The sequence below is a fragment of the Conexibacter arvalis genome (assembly GCF_014199525.1).
GTDB lineage: Bacteria > Actinomycetota > Thermoleophilia > Solirubrobacterales > Solirubrobacteraceae > Conexibacter > Conexibacter arvalis.
This window is the reverse complement of record NZ_JACHNU010000001.1, coordinates 137263-152950: the sequence shown is the minus strand read 5'-3', so window position 1 is coordinate 152950 and position 15688 is coordinate 137263. Positions and strand designations below refer to the sequence as shown.

At 71.8% G+C, this 15688-nt stretch carries 11 protein-coding genes; 7 read left to right on the top strand and 4 right to left on the bottom strand.

From position 1 onward, the window contains the following. Positions 1-9: 9 nt before the first annotated feature. Positions 10-1536: a PucR family transcriptional regulator gene (locus BDZ31_RS00735; RefSeq protein ID WP_183338020.1), complete on the bottom strand. Its 1527-nt coding sequence runs from the start codon at positions 1534-1536 to the stop codon at positions 10-12. A 308-nt stretch (positions 1537-1844) separates the two neighbouring features. On the opposite strand from BDZ31_RS00735, the gene BDZ31_RS00730 reads away from it, so the two are divergent. Beyond that, complete coding sequence (locus tag BDZ31_RS00730; RefSeq protein ID WP_221242769.1) at positions 1845-3194, top strand: Glu/Leu/Phe/Val family dehydrogenase; 1350 nt, start codon at positions 1845-1847, stop codon at positions 3192-3194. Positions 3195-3207: 13 nt separating this feature from the next. Here BDZ31_RS00730 and BDZ31_RS00725 read toward each other — a convergent pair whose 3' ends face one another. From BDZ31_RS00725 to BDZ31_RS00715, 3 genes are all read right to left on the bottom strand, one after another. Beyond that, on the bottom strand, positions 3208-3981 hold the full coding sequence (locus tag BDZ31_RS00725) for an aldolase (protein WP_183338019.1): 774 nt from the start codon (positions 3979-3981) through the stop codon (positions 3208-3210). A 40-nt stretch (positions 3982-4021) separates the two neighbouring features. Next, the gene (locus BDZ31_RS00720; protein WP_183340896.1) at positions 4022-5371 is read right to left on the bottom strand and encodes an aldehyde dehydrogenase family protein; all 1350 of its coding nucleotides are present in this window, start codon (positions 5369-5371) and stop codon (positions 4022-4024) included. 307 nt (positions 5372-5678) lie between these two features. Further along, positions 5679-6344: a TetR/AcrR family transcriptional regulator C-terminal domain-containing protein gene (locus tag BDZ31_RS00715; RefSeq protein ID WP_183338017.1), complete on the bottom strand. Its 666-nt coding sequence runs from the start codon at positions 6342-6344 to the stop codon at positions 5679-5681. A gap of 99 nt (positions 6345-6443) precedes the next feature. On the opposite strand from BDZ31_RS00715, the gene BDZ31_RS00710 reads away from it, so the two are divergent. From BDZ31_RS00710 to BDZ31_RS25720, 6 genes are all read left to right on the top strand, one after another. After that, positions 6444-7895, top strand: a complete 1452-nt coding sequence (locus tag BDZ31_RS00710; protein WP_183338015.1) for an APC family permease — start codon at positions 6444-6446, stop codon at positions 7893-7895. A 40-nt stretch (positions 7896-7935) separates the two neighbouring features. Then, entirely contained in the window at positions 7936-8814 is an 879-nt protein-coding gene (locus BDZ31_RS00705) for a 2-dehydropantoate 2-reductase (protein ID WP_183338013.1), read from the top strand. 116 nt (positions 8815-8930) lie between these two features. Continuing rightward, positions 8931-10463 carry an FAD-dependent monooxygenase gene (locus BDZ31_RS00700; protein WP_183338011.1) on the top strand — a complete coding sequence of 511 codons (1533 nt, stop codon included), beginning with the start codon at positions 8931-8933 and terminating at the stop codon, positions 10461-10463. 15 nt (positions 10464-10478) lie between these two features. After that, a complete protein-coding gene (locus tag BDZ31_RS00695) occupies positions 10479-10871 on the top strand; it encodes a RidA family protein (protein WP_183338009.1) in 393 nt (130 codons plus the stop codon). 91 nt (positions 10872-10962) lie between these two features. Continuing rightward, positions 10963-11763 carry an FCD domain-containing protein gene (locus BDZ31_RS00690; protein ID WP_183338007.1) on the top strand — a complete coding sequence of 267 codons (801 nt, stop codon included), beginning with the start codon at positions 10963-10965 and terminating at the stop codon, positions 11761-11763. A 561-nt stretch (positions 11764-12324) separates the two neighbouring features. Further along, positions 12325-15624 carry a DUF11 domain-containing protein gene (locus tag BDZ31_RS25720; RefSeq protein WP_183338005.1) on the top strand — a complete coding sequence of 1100 codons (3300 nt, stop codon included), beginning with the start codon at positions 12325-12327 and terminating at the stop codon, positions 15622-15624. Positions 15625-15688 lie beyond the last annotated feature (64 nt).

Here is a 15688-nt window from a genome sequence, read left to right as displayed (position 1 = left end):
CCGCGGTCGTCAGGCCAGCGGACGGGGCGCGGTCGTGAGCGCGATGTGCAGCTCGGCGATCGTCGCCGGGTGGCGCAGGCTGCGCCCGATCACCGTCTCGATCCGCGTCAGCCGGTAGCGCAGCGTGTTGGGATGGACGTGCAGCGCCCGCGCCGTCGCGGTCACGTCCAGCTCGTGCTCGAAGTACGCGGTCAGCGTGTCGAGCAGCTGCGGATGCTCGCGCAGCGGACGCAGCCGCTGGTCGATCGTCCAGCGGATCCGCTCGTCCTGCGCGCCGCTCACCAGCAGCGCGCTGAGGTCGCAGTCGACGAAGGCCGAGACCCGCCCGGCGCCGGCGAGCTGGGTCGCCTGGCAGGCGTCGCAGTAGGCGCGCGGCACGCCGGCCAGCGCGGTGATCGGGCGGCCGACGCCGATCGCGCGGCCGGGGAGCCCGCCCAGCCATTCGCGCAGCCCGTCGGCGTCGCGCTCGACCAACGCGACGACCCGTCCGTCGCGCGCGGTCGCCAGCGCCGGCAGCCCGTCGCGCTCGAGCCTGCGGCGGACGGCAGCAAGCAGCGCCGTCAGCGCCTGCGCGTCGGGGCTGTCGGGCAGCACCACGAAGAGGTGCGAGCGCCCGCCGGGGTCGAGTCCGAACGCCGCCGCACGGCCGCTCAGCGCGGGGTTGGGCGTCGTCTCGTCGTCGAGCAGCTCCTGCAGCAGGGCGGCGCGGCGCTCGTGCTCGCGGCCGCGGCCGAGGTCGTCGATGCGCGTGACGGCCGCCAGCAGCGAGGCCGCCGTCTGGGTCGCGAGCTTGACGACGTGCGAGGAGGCGTCGGAGACCGGCGTGCAGGTCGCGAGCCAGCGGCGGGCCGCCGCCGTGGCGACGCTGGTCGGCACTGCGACGAGCCGCAGACGGCCGACCTCGAACTCGGCCAGGTGGGTCTGCCGGCGCCGGTCTATCTCGGTCCAGATCTCCGCCGCCGGCAGGCGGTCGTCGGTCGCCTGCTCGACATCGCCGTCGTCGGCGAAGACGATCGCCTCCGCGGTCGTCAGCTCGGCCAGGCGCGCGACGAGCGTCCGCTCCGGCGCCTGCGTCGAGAGCGCGTCGAGCAGGTAGCGCTGGATCGACGGGAGCCGCTGGTAGGCGCGCACCTCGCTGTCGATCAGCGAGCGGCTGACGTAGGAGACGACCTCGCGGAAGGGCGTGCCGATCGGGACCTCGAAGATCGGGTAGCCGCGCCGCTCGGCCTCGTCCAGCAGCGCGGCGGGCGCATGTCTCATCGTGATCCCGGTGCCGAAGCCGAGCGCGCCGATGCGCGCGGCGTCCAGCTCGCGCACGAGCTCCCGCTGCGCGTCGGGGCGGTTGCGCAGGCGCAGCCCCGTCGTCAGCATCGCCCAGTGGGGCGCGAGCCAGCGGCTGGCGCCGTCGACCTCGATCGCGTGCGCGCCGGCGATCGGCCGCTCGACCGCCTCCGGGCCGCCGGTCAGCAGCCGGATGCCGAGCGAGTGCTCGGCCAGCAGGTCGCCGAGCGCGAGCGAGGACGCCGTCGCGGTCAACGGAGGTCGACCGCCGCGACGACGGAGTGGCAGGGGGCGAGGGGACGGGCGCGACCGTTGCGCCGACGCGCGGCGCTCTCTCTCATGGGCATCGCGCCCAGCCTCGCGCCGACGCGGTCGCGCGGCAATGTTGCGATGTCCGAAATCGCGGCCGGTCGGATCGGAGTTGTCACGATCGCGCCCGCGCCACCGCTCGTCGGATGCCCAAGCGGGGAGGGACCGCTTGAGCGGAAGCGCAATTGACCCGGGGCGGCGCTCAACACAGGCTTCCGGCGGTCCACTCAGCCCGACGACCTGGAAGGACGCTGATGCACCACCGCTTCGACACCGCGCCGATTGTCGCGTCTGACGGCCTCGCCGGACCAGCCGACGAGCCGATCGTGGCGCATGCGAGTCCGGCGCCGGGCGACGAATGGCGCTCGCCGCTGATGCAGGACGCGCTCGAGCGCTTCTCGGCGGCCGCCGACGCGCTCGCGCTCGACGACGAGCTGCGCATGCGGCTGGCGGCGCCGCGGCGATCGCTCGCCGTCAACTTCCCGCTGCGGATGGACGACGGCAGCTACCGGTCGTTCGCGGGCTATCGCGTCCAGCACACGCTCGCGATGGGGCCGACGAAGGGCGGCTTCCGCTACGCGCCCGACGTGTCGCTCGGCGAATGCGCGGCGCTGGCGATGTGGATGACGTGGAAGTGCGCGCTGATGCGGCTGCCCTACGGCGGCGCGAAGGGCGGCGTGCGCTGCGATCCCGGGACGCTCTCGCCGAGCGAGCGCGAGCGGCTGACGCGCCGCTACGCCGTCGAGCTGCTGCCGTTGATCGGCGCCGACAGGGACATCCCGGCGCCCGACCTCGGCACCGGCGAGCGCGAGATGGGCTGGTTCATGGACTCCTACTCGCAGCACGTCGGCCGCTCGGTCCCGGGGATCGTCACCGGCAAGCCGCTGGTGCTGGGCGGGACGGCGACGCGGCGGACCGCGACCGGCGTCGGGGTCGTGCACGTGATCGCCGGGCTGCTCGAGCGGCTGGGGAGCGACGTCGCCGGCTCCCGTTTCGTCGTGCAGGGATTCGGCGAGGTCGGCGCGACCGCCGCCGACCGCCTGCACGCGCTCGGCGGGCGGCTGCTGGCGGTCGGCGACGAGCACGGCGCGACGGCCGCGCCCGACGGCCTCGACGTGCCCGCGCTCGCCCGCTTCGTGCGCGACGGCGGCCGGCTCGCCGACTTCCCGGGCGGCCGCCCGATCGCCGCCGACGAGCTGATGAGCGTCCCCTGCGACGTGCTGGTGCCGGCGGCGACGGCGCGCCAGATCACCGCGGAGAACGTCGAGCGGGTCGACTGCCGGTTCGTCGTCGAGGCGGCCAACGGCCCGACCACCCCGGCGGCCGAGCGGGCGCTCGGCGAGCGCGGGGTCGTCGTCGTGCCCGACATCCTCGCCAACGCCGGCGGCGTGACGGTCAGCTACTTCGAGTGGCTCGAGAGCCAGCAGGGCGCCCATTGGGAGGACGCCGAGCTGGCGAGCCGTCTCCAGCGGCGGATGCGCACGGCGCTGGAGACGGTCGCGGCGGTCGTCGAGCAGCGCGAGGTCGACTGGCGCACCGCGGCGATGATCGTCGCCGTCGGGCGGGTCGCGGAGGCCTCGCGGGCGCGCGGCGTCTACCCGTGAGCCGGCGCGCCCGTCAGCCGATCGTCGCCGGGTCGCTGCGCAGGACGCGGTCGGCGAACGCGCGGAAGGTGGCGTCGACGATCGACGGCTGCAGCAGGAACTCGCGCGCCTCCCTCGCCAGCGCGTCGGGGGTCGCGGCGATCGCGCCGCCGGTCGCCTCGGCGCGCAGCTGCAGGTCGGCGGCGTGCTCCATCATCAGCGCGAGCACGGTCGCCTCCTGGACCGATCTGCCGGTCGCGATCAGGCCGTGGTGGGCGAGCAGGATCGCCTTCTTGCCGCCCAGCGCGGCCGAGATGATCTCGCCCTCCTGGTCGGCGACCGGGACCCCGGGCCAGTCGCGCAGGAACGCGACGTCGTCGTAGAGCGGCATCGTGTCCATGTGCGAGACGACCAGCGGTCTGCCGAGCATCGAGAGCGCCGCGATCGCCGGCGGGTGGGTGTGGACGATGCACTCCACCTCGGGCCGGGCTCTGTAGATCCAGTAGTGGAAGCGGACGGCCGGGTTGGGCTGCGCGCTGCCCTCGAGCGGGTTGAGGTCGTCGTCGATCCGGATCACGTCGCGCACGCCGATCGCGTCGAAGGCGGGGCTCCACGGCACGGTCCAGAAGCTGTTCGCCTCGGCGCGGACGGTCACCTGGCCGGCGAGCGCGAAGCAGTGCCGCTCGGCGGCGAGGATGCGGCAAGCCAGCGCGACGCGCTGGCGCAGGTCCCACGGAAGGCCGCTCAGCTCGTCGGCGAGGGCCGGCCGGATGGCGTCGCGGGGATCGGTGTGCGGTGCGGTGGACATGGCTGAGGGGCTCCTTGGTGGTCTCGCGAGGGCGGCGACGTCACTTCTTGACGTTGAGGACCTGGACCTGCGTGTACTCGAGCAGCCCGACCTCTCCGAGCTCGGCGCCGATGCCCGACTGCTTGGCGCCGGCCTGCGGGATGTGGGGCGCGACGTCGATGTGCTTGTTGATCCAGACGGTGCCGGCCTCCAGCTGGTCGGCGACCGCGACGGCGCGGTCGAGATCGGAGGACCAGACCGACGCGCCGAGGCCGTAGGGGCTCGCGTTGGCCCGCTCGACCGCCTCCTTGGTGGTGGAGAAGCGGAGCACCGGCAGGATCGGCCCGAACTGCTCCTCGTCGACGAGGCGGCTGCCCTCCGCGATGTCGGCGACGATCGTCGGCGCGACGAAGTAGCCCGCGGAGCCCGACAGCTCGCCGCCGGCCACGATGCGCCCGTGGGCTCTGGCGTCCGCCAGGAAGCCCTTCACCTTCTCGTACTGCATGCGGTTCTGCAGCGGGCCGATCTGCGTGTCGGCGTCGCTGCCGTCGCCGACGACGGCCTGCCGGGCCAGCGCGGCGAGCTCCTCGCACAGCTCGTCGTAGAGCGAGTCGTGGACGTAGAGGCGCTTGATCGCCAGGCAGACCTGCCCGCAGTTCCAGAAGGCGCCGTGGAAGATGCCGGGGGCGACCGCTCTCGGATCGGCGTCGTCGAGCACGATCGCGGCGTCGTTGCCGCCCAGCTCGAGCGTGACCCGCTTCAGCGTCTTCGCCGCGTTGGCCATCACCTTCAGCCCGGTCGCGGTCGAGCCGGTGAAGGTCACCTTGGCGACGTCGGGGTGGTCGGTGAGGCGGTCGCCGAGGTCGTTGGCGTCGGTGACGACGTTGATGACGCCGCGCGGCGTGACCTCCGCGATCAGCCGCGCCAGCGCGAGGGTGGCGAGCGGCGTCGTCGCGGCCGGCTTGACGACGACCGTGTTGCCGGCCAGCAGCGCCGCCGGCACCTTGAAGGCGATCACGAGCAGCGGGGCGTTCCAGGGCAGGATCGCGGCGACGACCCCGAGCGGGCGGCGCCGCAGCTCGACGCGGCGGTCGGGGCCGTCGTCGAGCACCCGCGTCTCGTGCTCGAGCCCGGCGACGTGCCGGAAGAAGGCCGCGGTCCCGTGCGCTTCGAGGGTGGCGTCGGAGAGCGGTCTGCCCTGCTCGGCGGTGAGCAGGGCGGCGAGCTCGTCGGCGTTGGCCTCGATCACGTCGGCGATCGTCGTCAGCAGGCGCCGTCGCTCCTGGAGCGAGGTGCGGGCCCAGCCGGGGAAGGCCGCCTTCGCGGCCGCGACGGCCGCGTCGAGCTGGCGCGCCGACCCGCGCGGGCAGGTGGCGACCGGCTCGCCCGTCGCCGGGTTGGCGATCGCCATCGTGTCGTCGCCGGGGACGAGCGCCCCGTCGATCAAGAGCGCGAATTCACGCTCGTCGCGGCGATCGTTGAATGAGCTCTCGACGGCGGTGTTGGCGGACACGGCATCTCCGGTTCGATCGAGGTGTGCGGGATCGCTCGCCGAGCGTGGCGGCCGGGCCGATCGGGCGCGCGAGGCGCAGCCGCGAACGACCGCCCGGGAGCGGGATGGCGAGGACCATCTCTCTTGGTCGGTGACCAACAACGACGGTACAGCAGGCGACGCCGCGCCGCAAGCGCGGCGGCGTCGGCCCGGTCGGAATCGCTCGTCAGCGGCGCTTGCGCGCGGGGGCGGCCGCCTTGGCCGCGGGGGAGTCGAGCGGCGCGAGGATCGCCGCGGCGCCGTACTCGAAGCGGTCGGTGAAGTCGGCGGCGGCGTACTCGTCGAGCACCGCCGAGAGGGCCGGGTAGGTCGTCGGCGAGATCTCGCGCGCGACCGCGTCGTGGAGCAGGGCGGGCGTCTGCTGCTCCTCCTGGACCAGCCCGAGCGTGAAATAGACCAGCGCCCACGCCGTCCACGCGGCGGTTCTGGCGTCCCGGGCGCCGTCGAGGAGCGTCGCGAGCAGGGTGTCGGCGAGCCGCAGCGTGCGCGGCAGCGCGGGGAAGGTGCCGGAGACGACGAGCGCGCCGTCGCGGTGGGAGAGCAGCGCGAGGCGGAGGCGGCGCATCAGCTCGACGGCCCGGTCTCTCCAGTCGCCCGCGAGGTCGTCGAGCGCGACCTCGCCGACGATCGCGTCCGCCATCAGGTCGAGCAGCCCGGCCTTCGTCTTGACGTGCCAGAGCACCGTGTTCATGCGGACGTCGAGCCGGTTCGCGACGGCGCGCGTCGAGACCCCGTCGAGCCCGCGCTCCTCGAGCACCTCGAGCGCGGCGGCGAGGACGTCGTCGGGGGTCAGCGAGGAGGTGCGGGCGGCCTTTCCTTGCGCTTTGGTCACTGACCCAGTATAGATTTCCCGTTCCTTGGTCGACGACCAAGAAGGTCGACGGTCGGCGCGGTGCCGCCGGAGACCGGCATCCCAGAGGAGGGAGTGCAGATGGATGACGTGAACCCGTCGGTCGGCGGGGCGCTGCCGCGTGCGCCGCGCCGGACGCTGATGCAGAACGCGATCGCCTATCCGGGCATGGTGTTCATGATCGTCGCGATCACGGCGCCGTTGACGACGATCGCGTCGAGCTATTCGCTCAGCCTCGGTTTCGGCGTCGGCCCCGGGACGATCGCGTTGACGATCGCGATGGCAGCGGTGCTCGCCATCTTCGCCGCGGGCTACGTCGCGATCAGCCGACATGTCGTCAACGCGGGCGCCAGCTACGCCTTCGTCGCCTACGGGCTCGGCCGCAGGGTCGGGGCGGCGACCGCGATGGTGCTGTTCATCGCCTACAACCTGGCGGCCGCGTCGATGACGGCGGGGGCCGGCTACTTCGCCGTCCTCTTCGGCCAGCAGTACCTCTCGCTCGACCTCCCGTGGTGGGTCTACGCGGGCGGGGTCTGGGCCGTCGTGGCGGCGTGCGGCTTCCGCGGGCTGCTCGACACCAAGCGCGTGATCGCCGTCCTCTCCTGCGTCGGGTTCGCGATCCTCCTCGCCGTCGGGATCGCGGTGCTGGTCCAGGACCATCCGACCACGCCGTCGGTGGGCGTGGGAACGTGGCCGTCGACCGGGGCGATCGCCTTCACGCTGGCGATGATCGCCGTCTCCTTCGCCGGCTTCGAGAGCGTGGCCTCGTATGGCGAGGAGACCGGGCAGAACCGCAACATCGCCCGCGCGATCTACACGGCGCTGGCCGTCCTGTGCCTGATATACGTCTTCTCGACGTGGTCGCTGATCGCCGCCTTCGACGACGTGCAGGCGGTCGCGGGGGCCGATCCGGGGCTGGTCCTGCCGCTCGCGGCCGAGACCTACCTTGGCTCCTGGGCCGGTCCGCTGATCGCGGGCTCCGCGGTGCTCAGCTTCGCGGCGGGAGCGGTCGCCTGGCACAACGCGGCGGTGCGCTACATGTTCGCGTTCGGGCGCAGCGGCCTGCTGCCGACCGGGCTGTCGCGCGTCAACCAGCGCGGCGTCCCCGTCGTCGCCGTCGCGACGCAGGCGGTCGTGATCGTCGCCGTGATCGCCCCGTTCGCGATCGCGGGCTTCGACCCGCTGACCGGGCTGTTCCCGGCCGTCGCCGGGGTCAACACCGTCGCGTACGTCTTCGGGCTGATGATGCTGTCGGTGAGCGTCTTCGCCTCGTCGGTGCGCGGCAGGCTCGGCGACGCCTCGTACTTCGTCGGGCGGGTCGCGCCCGTGGTCTCGACGATCTGCTTCCTCGTCATCCTTGGCTGCATCGTCGCCAACTACGACTCGATCGTCGGCAGCGACAGCCTCGTGATCAAGCTCGCGCCCGCGATCCTCGTGGTCGGCGCCGTCGCCGCGGCGTGGGCGGAGCGGCGGCGCTCGCCGGCGGAGGCCCCGGCCGCCGAGTCGCGGGAGCTGGCGACCGTTGCCGAGTAGGAGCGCGCCGGCCCCGGCGTCGGCGGACGGACGGTCGCGCATGAACGTCGCGGTGGTCGGCATGGGCGCGGTCGGCACGGCGATCGCCGGCGCCCTGGCGCGGGCCGGGCACGCGGTCCTCGCCTGCGGGCGCTCCTTCTCCGGGCGGGCCGCGCTCACCGTGAGCGCCGACGACGGCGAGTTCACCGCGCTCTGCGACTGGCTGCGGGATCCCGCCGAGGTCGTCGCGCCGGTCGACTGGGTCGTGGTCGCCACCAAGTGGCACCAGACGCGCGGAGCCGAGGAGTGGTTGATGCGCCTGTGCGGCGCGGGGACGGCCGTGATCGTCGCCCGCAACGGCGTCGACCACGTCGACCAGCTCGCCGGCCGCGCCGGCGAGCTGGTCGTCCCGGCCCTCGTCTACCTCAACATCGACCACCTCGGACGGGGGAGGGTGCGGGTGCGGCGCACCGGGGCCGACCTCGTCGTCCCGGACGACGCCGGGGGCCGGCGGGTGCACGACCTGCTCGCGCCGGGAGGGCTGGTCGTGGAGCGGACCGCCGACTTCACGACGGCGGCGTGGACCAAGCTGCTGACCAACGTCTCGGCGAATCCGATCACGGCGCTCACGGGTCGCGGGTGCGAGGTGCTGCGCGAGCCGCGCGTCGCCGACCTGGCAGGTGAGCTGATCGCCGAGGCGGTCGAGGTGGGCAGGGCCGAAGGGGCCGTCTTCGACGCTCGCGCGGTCGACGACGCCGTCGCCTGGATGCAGTCGCTCCCCGACGGAGCGAAGACCTCGATGCTGCAGGATCGCGAGCTCGGCCGGCCGCTGGAGTGGGAGGGGCTGACCGGTGCGGTCGTCCGGGCCGCCGACCGGCACGGTCTGGCCGTGCCGGTCAATCGGGCCGTCATGTCGCTGCTCTCCGCCTGCGGGGCCTGATCGTGCGGGCGGGGAGGCGCGCCGTCGAGCGCGCTGCGGAATCGGTGTGGACAACGCCGGGTCGAACTGTCTATTGTGTTCTTGGTCGCTGACCAAGACAGGTGAGAGGAGAGGTCGTGGAGCGAAGGGTCGTGATCGCCGGCGGAGGCCCGGTGGGAATGTGGCTGGCGTGTGAGCTGCGGCTCGCGGGCGTGCCGACGGTGGTGCTCGAGCAGAGCGTCGAGATCTCGCCGCACTCGCGCGCGCTCACCGTCCATCCGAGAACGGTCGAGACGTTCGCGCTGCGGGGCGCCCATCGCCAGATGCTGGCCGAGGGCGGGCAGCTGCCCAGCGGGCACTTCGCGGTCCTCGACGAGCGGCTCGAGTTCGACGCGCTCGACACGGACTTCAAGTTCACGCTCACGATCCCGCAGGCGCGGACGACCGCGCTGCTCCAGGAGCGCGCGATCGCGGACGGCGCCGACGTGCGGCGCGGCCACCGGTTCGTCGGCTTCGTCGAGGAGGACGGCGGCCTGGTCGTCACCGCGGAGGGACCCGAGGGCGAGTACACGCTCGGCGCCGACTACCTCGTCGGCTGCGACGGCACCCGCAGCACGGTGCGCAAGAGCGCCGGGATCGAGTTCGTCGGCACGTCGTTCACCGCGCTGGGCGCCCTTGGGGACGTGCGGCTCGCCGATCCGCCCGACAGCCCGGTCATCAGCAGGTGGTCGCTCGAGGGCACGTTCATGTGCGTCCGCCTGCCCGACGGCAACCACCGGATCGCGGTGCACTCGCCCGAGGACCTGCGGACCGACTGGCCGGGCGACTTCACGCTGGAGGAGCTGCGCGACCGCATCCAGCGGATCGCGGGGACCGACTACGGCATGCACAGCCCCGCCTGGCTCTCGCGCTACAGCAACGCGAGCCGGATCGCGAGCACGTATCGCAAGGGCCGGGTCCTGGTCGCCGGCGACGCCGCCCACCAGCACATGCCGGCCGGCGGCGTGGGGCTCAACGTCGGCGTGCAGGACGCGATGAACCTGGGTTGGAAGCTCGCCGCGACCTTCAACGGCTGGGCGCCGGAGTCGCTGCTGGACAGCTACCACGAGGAGCGCCATCCCGTCGGCGTGGAGCTGCTGGAGCAGAGCCAGGCGCAGACCGCGCTGTTCATGGACTTCACGCTGCAGGGAGGAGAGCTGCGGTCGTTCCTCGCTCGCCTGATCGCCGAGCGGCCGCAGTTGAAGGCCGGCCTGACCGAGCGCCTCTCGGGCCTGCACGTCAGATACGCGGCCCCGCCGGGCGCGCACCCGCTCACCGGCTGCCGCGCCCCGAACCTGCGGCTGCAGGACGATCAGGATCTCTTCTCCCTGCTCGAGCCGGGGCGGTACGTGCTGATCGATTTCGCGCGCGTGCCCGGGTTCGACGTGCGAGCGCTCGATCTCGGTGACGCCGCCGACCGGCTCGCGCGCTACCGGCCGCAACGGCCCGTTCCCGAGCCGCGCGCCGAATGGCGGCAGCTGAGCGCGGCGCTCGTCCGGCCCGACGGCTGCGTCGCGTGGGCCTCGGACGAGACAGAGGCCGACGCGCTCGTGCGCGAGACCGGCCTCGCCGCCGCGGCGATCGCGGCGCCGACCCCCGCCGCCAGCCCCGCCATCACGACCGCACACTGACGAGAGGAGCTTCACATGATCGAGCGGATCGAGCCCGACGGCGTCTTCGGACTGCCCGACCTGGTCAGCCAGGTCTCCGTCGTCGACGGCGGCCGGGTCGCCTTCCTCAGCGGACAGCTCGCCTGGGACGAGAGCGGCGCGGTGGTCGGGAAGGGCAGCCACCAGGCCCAGGTCGAGGCGATCGCCGGCCGCATCGACCGCATCCTGGCGCAGCTCGGCGCCGACCGGTCCGACATCGTCAAGGAGACGATCTACGTCGTCGACTACCGGCCCGAGCTGGTGCCGGTGATCCTTGGCGCGCTGCACGGGAGCCCGCCGCCCTCCTCCACGCTGGTCGGGGTGGCCGCGCTCGCCGACCCCGACCTGCTCGTCGAGGTGGAGTGCGTGGTCGCGCTGCCACCGGCCTGAGCAGCCGATCGCCGCCGCCGCGCCCGCGGTTCGTCTCCATACCAAGGCTGGTGTCGGTTCGACCCGGGCGTGGTCCGGTACCGTTCCTGTCGTGCAGTCGGTCGACGTCGCCTTCACCCCGGTCGCCCCGAGACGGACGTTCGAGGGCGCCGTCGAGCAGATCGCCGAGCGGATCCGGCTCGGGGAGCTCGCCGCCGGCGACCGGCTGCCGTCCGAGCGCGAGCTGGCGGCGGCGATGCAGATCAGCCGCCCGACGCTGCGCGAGGCGGTCAGAGTGCTCGCCGACTCCGGCGTGCTGACGGTCAGACCCGGATCGGCCGGCGGCACCTTCGTCACCTCCGACTACGTGCCGATCGAGCTGCTGCGCTCGAAGTCGGACCTGCGCCTCGACGAGGTCGCCGGCGTGCTGGAGGCCCGCCGGCTGATCGAGCCGCGCGTCGCCCAGCTCGCCGCCGTCAACGCGCGCGAGGAGGACTTCGCCCACCTCACGCGGCTGATCGAGCGCCAGCAGGAGCTGCTCGACGACGGCGACGTGCTCGCGCACGAGGACCGCTTCCTCCAGCTCGACACGCAGTTCCACGTCCGCATCGCGCGCGCGACCGGCAATAGCACGATCGTCTCGCTGATGCGCACGCTGCTGAGGCGGCTGGAGATCGCGCGCGACCTGGCGCTGCACGAGCAGCCGGTCGCGCCGTGGGTGATCGACGTCCACGAGCGCACGCTCGCCGCGATCCGCTCGGCCGACCACGAGCGCATCGAGCGCGTGATGGACGAGCATCTCGCCGCGATGGAGCGCGCCTGGGAGCGCGCGACCGACCGCATGCTCGTGCGCCCGATCCCCGACTTCATGCGCCCGGTCGCCGAGCGCGGCCGCGACCGCGCGCCCGAGTGACCGCGCGCGCCATCGCGCGGTCGCGCACGCTGCGCTGAACGCGACAGTTCTATCAGCGCGTCTCGCTCGTAATTCGGGACAGGGCCGAGCGGGTTGGCCGTGGTGGCCTCCCTCTTAGGTCGCAATTGGAATCCGATGTGACGCCGCATCGGCTCGCGGTGCTAATTTGGACACCATTCAGGTGTGTAATTTCGTGTCCCGTCGTTGCGCTGTCGGCGCTGTAAAGCTGCAAAGTGGCGGTGGGCCGGTCCCTGAGTGGTGAGGGAATGGTTGACTGGCGCGCGAACGTTCGCGGATCAGGTGCCGCGAGGTGGGGTGCTGGCCGGCACCGTTCGGCGCGGCGAGCACTGCACGTCGTTGGGATGCCCGACAGGGAGGCAAGGACATGAACGAATTCGTACGGTCGATGCGCAGGGCGGGCGTCCGGCGCAGGCGGCGTCTCGGAATGGTCGGGGCGGCCGCCGCAGTGGCGGCGTTGGCACTGCCGGCGGCGCCCGCCCTCGGTGAGGGTCGGTCGACCTCAACACCGGGCCCGGCACTGCGGACCGTCAGGGGCTGCAGGTGTCGACGACCGTTCCGGGGCTTCCGGGCTCGTCGTACACGGTGCTCTACGTCTACGCGAGAGCCGGCGAGAGAGTCCAGCTCGCGAGCAGCGCGATCGGCACCGGCGGACAGTCGAACATCCGGGTTTACGCTCCAGGCACGGACCTCGAGCGCATCGCGGGATTCCCGACCGATCCGGTCTTCACCAGCGACATCTTCGACTGCAACACCGACGATCCGGGGACGGGCAGAATCAGCACGCGGGCGCAGGAAATCGCCGGGCCGGACGCGCCGGGAGGCTACACACCGTGCGAGTTCCTGCCGACCGCTGATGGCATCTACCCGGTGCTCATGATGCCCTCCGATCCGGGGAGTCCGGGCTCGCCGGGTTACAACGGCAACCCCGGTACGGTCGACGCTCCGCTGCAGGAATCCGGGTTCAACATCGCGATGTGGGACATCACGGTTCGCGATGCCGGCGGCGTGAAGCAGCCCGGGCGGACGTTCTCGTATGAGTACGTCTTGCGTGAGTTTGGTGCGGCTGCATCGGGTGTACGCGTGTTTCCGTACACGAGAACTGGTCATCAATACCAGGTCGACCTGTACAACCAGGCTGGCATCAACTGGACCTTGACCTCGGATGACCAGGGTGTCGTCGATGCGAGAACGGGTGAGCGCACCTTCGCGTCGTTCGCGTGCGGCGATGACGTCGGCGGCAACATCTGCATCTACGACCAGGCCTCCAAGGCGGCCGCGGATCGCCGCTATCCGCAGTTCCTCAACAGAGTCGATCCGCTGGTGATCTCCGGTTCCGGCGGCCTGGCGGAGACGAGCGGCTATGAGGCGGCGCCGATCTCGCCGTCCTCCAACCCGCTCAGAGCGGCGTCGTTCACCGGTTCGGCCGGCCATTCGGGTGCCACGAACCATGGCGCCGGCGGCACGTTCAGCTTCACGTCGCCCGTCGCGATGCAGGGTCTCGGCTACACGATCGCGATCGACGTCGACAGAGACGGGACGTTCGGCAACGGCCCGGATGTGGTCGACAGAACGAACGAGCTGTCCGGGTCGGGGAGCAACGCGTTCGCGTGGAACGGGCTCGACGCCCAGGGCAACGCGCTTCAGTGCGGCGACTACCGGTATGAGATCCGCTCGACGCTTGCCGAGGTTCACTTCACGATGTCGGACGTCGAGAACAGCGGCGGCATGCGGATCGAGCGGCTGACGCTGCCCAACGATCCTGAGCTTGGCGACCCGCTCGCTGCGAGCTACAACGACCACGACCCGTACAAGAACGGCTACGTCGTCACGAACACGTCGCCGACGGCCGTCAGCGACGGCACCAGCGGGCCCGGGTTCCATGCTTGGACCGCCTCCTCGGGCAACACCGATCTCGTCGACACCTGGGTGAGACTGCCCGAGGTCTCGACGATCGGCACCTTCCGGGTGCTGTGCGCCGATCTGCAGATCACGAAGACCGCGTCGCAGAATCCGGCCTTCCCCGACCAGAACCTGACGTATGACCTGACGGTCAGAAACAACGGTCCGGATGCGGCGCAGAACGTGGTCGTGTCCGATTCGCTGCCGGCGAACGTCACGTATGTCTCCTCGAGCGAGGGCTGCATCGTCAGCGGCGCGACGGTGACGTGCGGGCTGGCGTCGCTGGCGGTTGGCGCGTCGCATACGTTCAAGGTGACGGTGCGGGTGGCGGCCTCCGCGGAGGGGACGTTGGTCAACACCGCGTCGGTGAGAAGCGACACGCACGATCCCGACGAGGGCAACAACAGAGATGACGAGAGCGTCCCGGTCGAGCCGCTGGCCGACCTGGAGATCGTGAAGCGGGCGCTGGCGAACAGACTGGTGCCGGGTCGTCAGCTGACGTACGAGCTGGTTGTCTTCAACCATGGTCCGAGCACGGCGAGAGCGGTGAGAGTGAGCGATCCGCTGCCGAGAGGGCTGTCGTTCGTGTCGGCCAGCAGAGGCTGCACGTTCGCGTCGGGGACGGTGACGTGCGCGGCTGGTGATCTGGTGTCGGGTGGTTCGGTCACCTACCGCGTGGTGACGAGAGTCGCGGCGTCGCTGACGGCGAACAGCATCACGAACACGGCGACGGTGGAGTCGCCGACGAGAGATCCGGACAGAAGCAACAACAGAGACAGAGAGACGGTGCCGTCGGGGCCTGAGGCCGATCTGTCGATCACCAAGATCCCGTCGGTGGAGACGGTGAAGGTCGGCGGGCAGCTGTTCTACACGCTGCTGATCAGAAATGACGGGCCCAGCGACGCGCAGCGGGTCGTCGTCAACGACACGGCGGGTGCGGGTCTGACGCTGCTGTCGGCGCAGAGCAGCCAGGGCGGCTCGTGCACGGTCACGGCGAGCAGAGTGACGTGCAGCCTCGGCACGCTCGCCGTCGGCGGGACTGCGCAGGTGCTGGTCTCCGCGCGCGCGGATCTGGTCGGTGAGCTGTCGAACACGGCACGGGTCGAGAGCCCGACGAAGGATCCCGATCCGAGAAACAACAGAGACGAGAGAAGAGTCACGGGTGAGCCTGGCCCGGAGCCGGATCCGGCCGATCTGGAGATCGTCAAGTCGGCGAACAGAAGATCGATCCTCGGCAGCGGCCTGATCACCTACACGCTGAGAGTGCGCAACCTCGGCCCGGGGACGGCGACCGATGTGCGGGTGCTCGACACGCCGAGCCTGCGGCTGCAGGTCCGTTCGGTCAGAAGCAGCGTCGGCAGCTGCACCAAGCGCGCGCCGGTGAGATGCTCGCTGGGCACGCTGAGAAGCGGTGAGAGCGCGACGGTCCGGATCGTCGGCCGGCCGCTGGCGGCGGGTCTGCTGCGCAACAGCGCGAGCGTGACGGGCAACGAGCCCGATCCGAACCCGAGAAACAACATCGACGGGACGCGCACGCGCGTGCAGGGCCTGCTGAAGATCAAGAAGACCGCCAGCGCGAGAACGGTGCGTGCCGGCGGAACGCTGACCTACAAGATCCGGGTGACGAACGCGTCTGGGTTTGCGCTCAGATCGGTGCGGGTCTGTGATCGTCTGCCGTCGGGTCTGGTGTTCGTCTCCTCGACGCCGAAGGCGAAGCTGACGAAGGGTCAGCATTGCTGGACGATCAGAGCGCTGGGCGCGAATAAGAGCAAGAGCTTCACGCTGAAGGCGCGGGTGCTGAGAGGCGCCGGCGGGCGGAAGGTGAACGTCGCGACGGCGACCGCTCCGAACGCGCGCGGTGCGCGCAGCAGAGCGGCGACCGGCACCGCGGCGATCAAGGTGCTGCCCGCCGCGGCGCGCGGCGGCGGGGTCACCGGCTGATCCCCAGCCCGACCACCACGTTGTGACCATACGACGGCCCCGCCATTCGGCGGGGCCGTCGCGC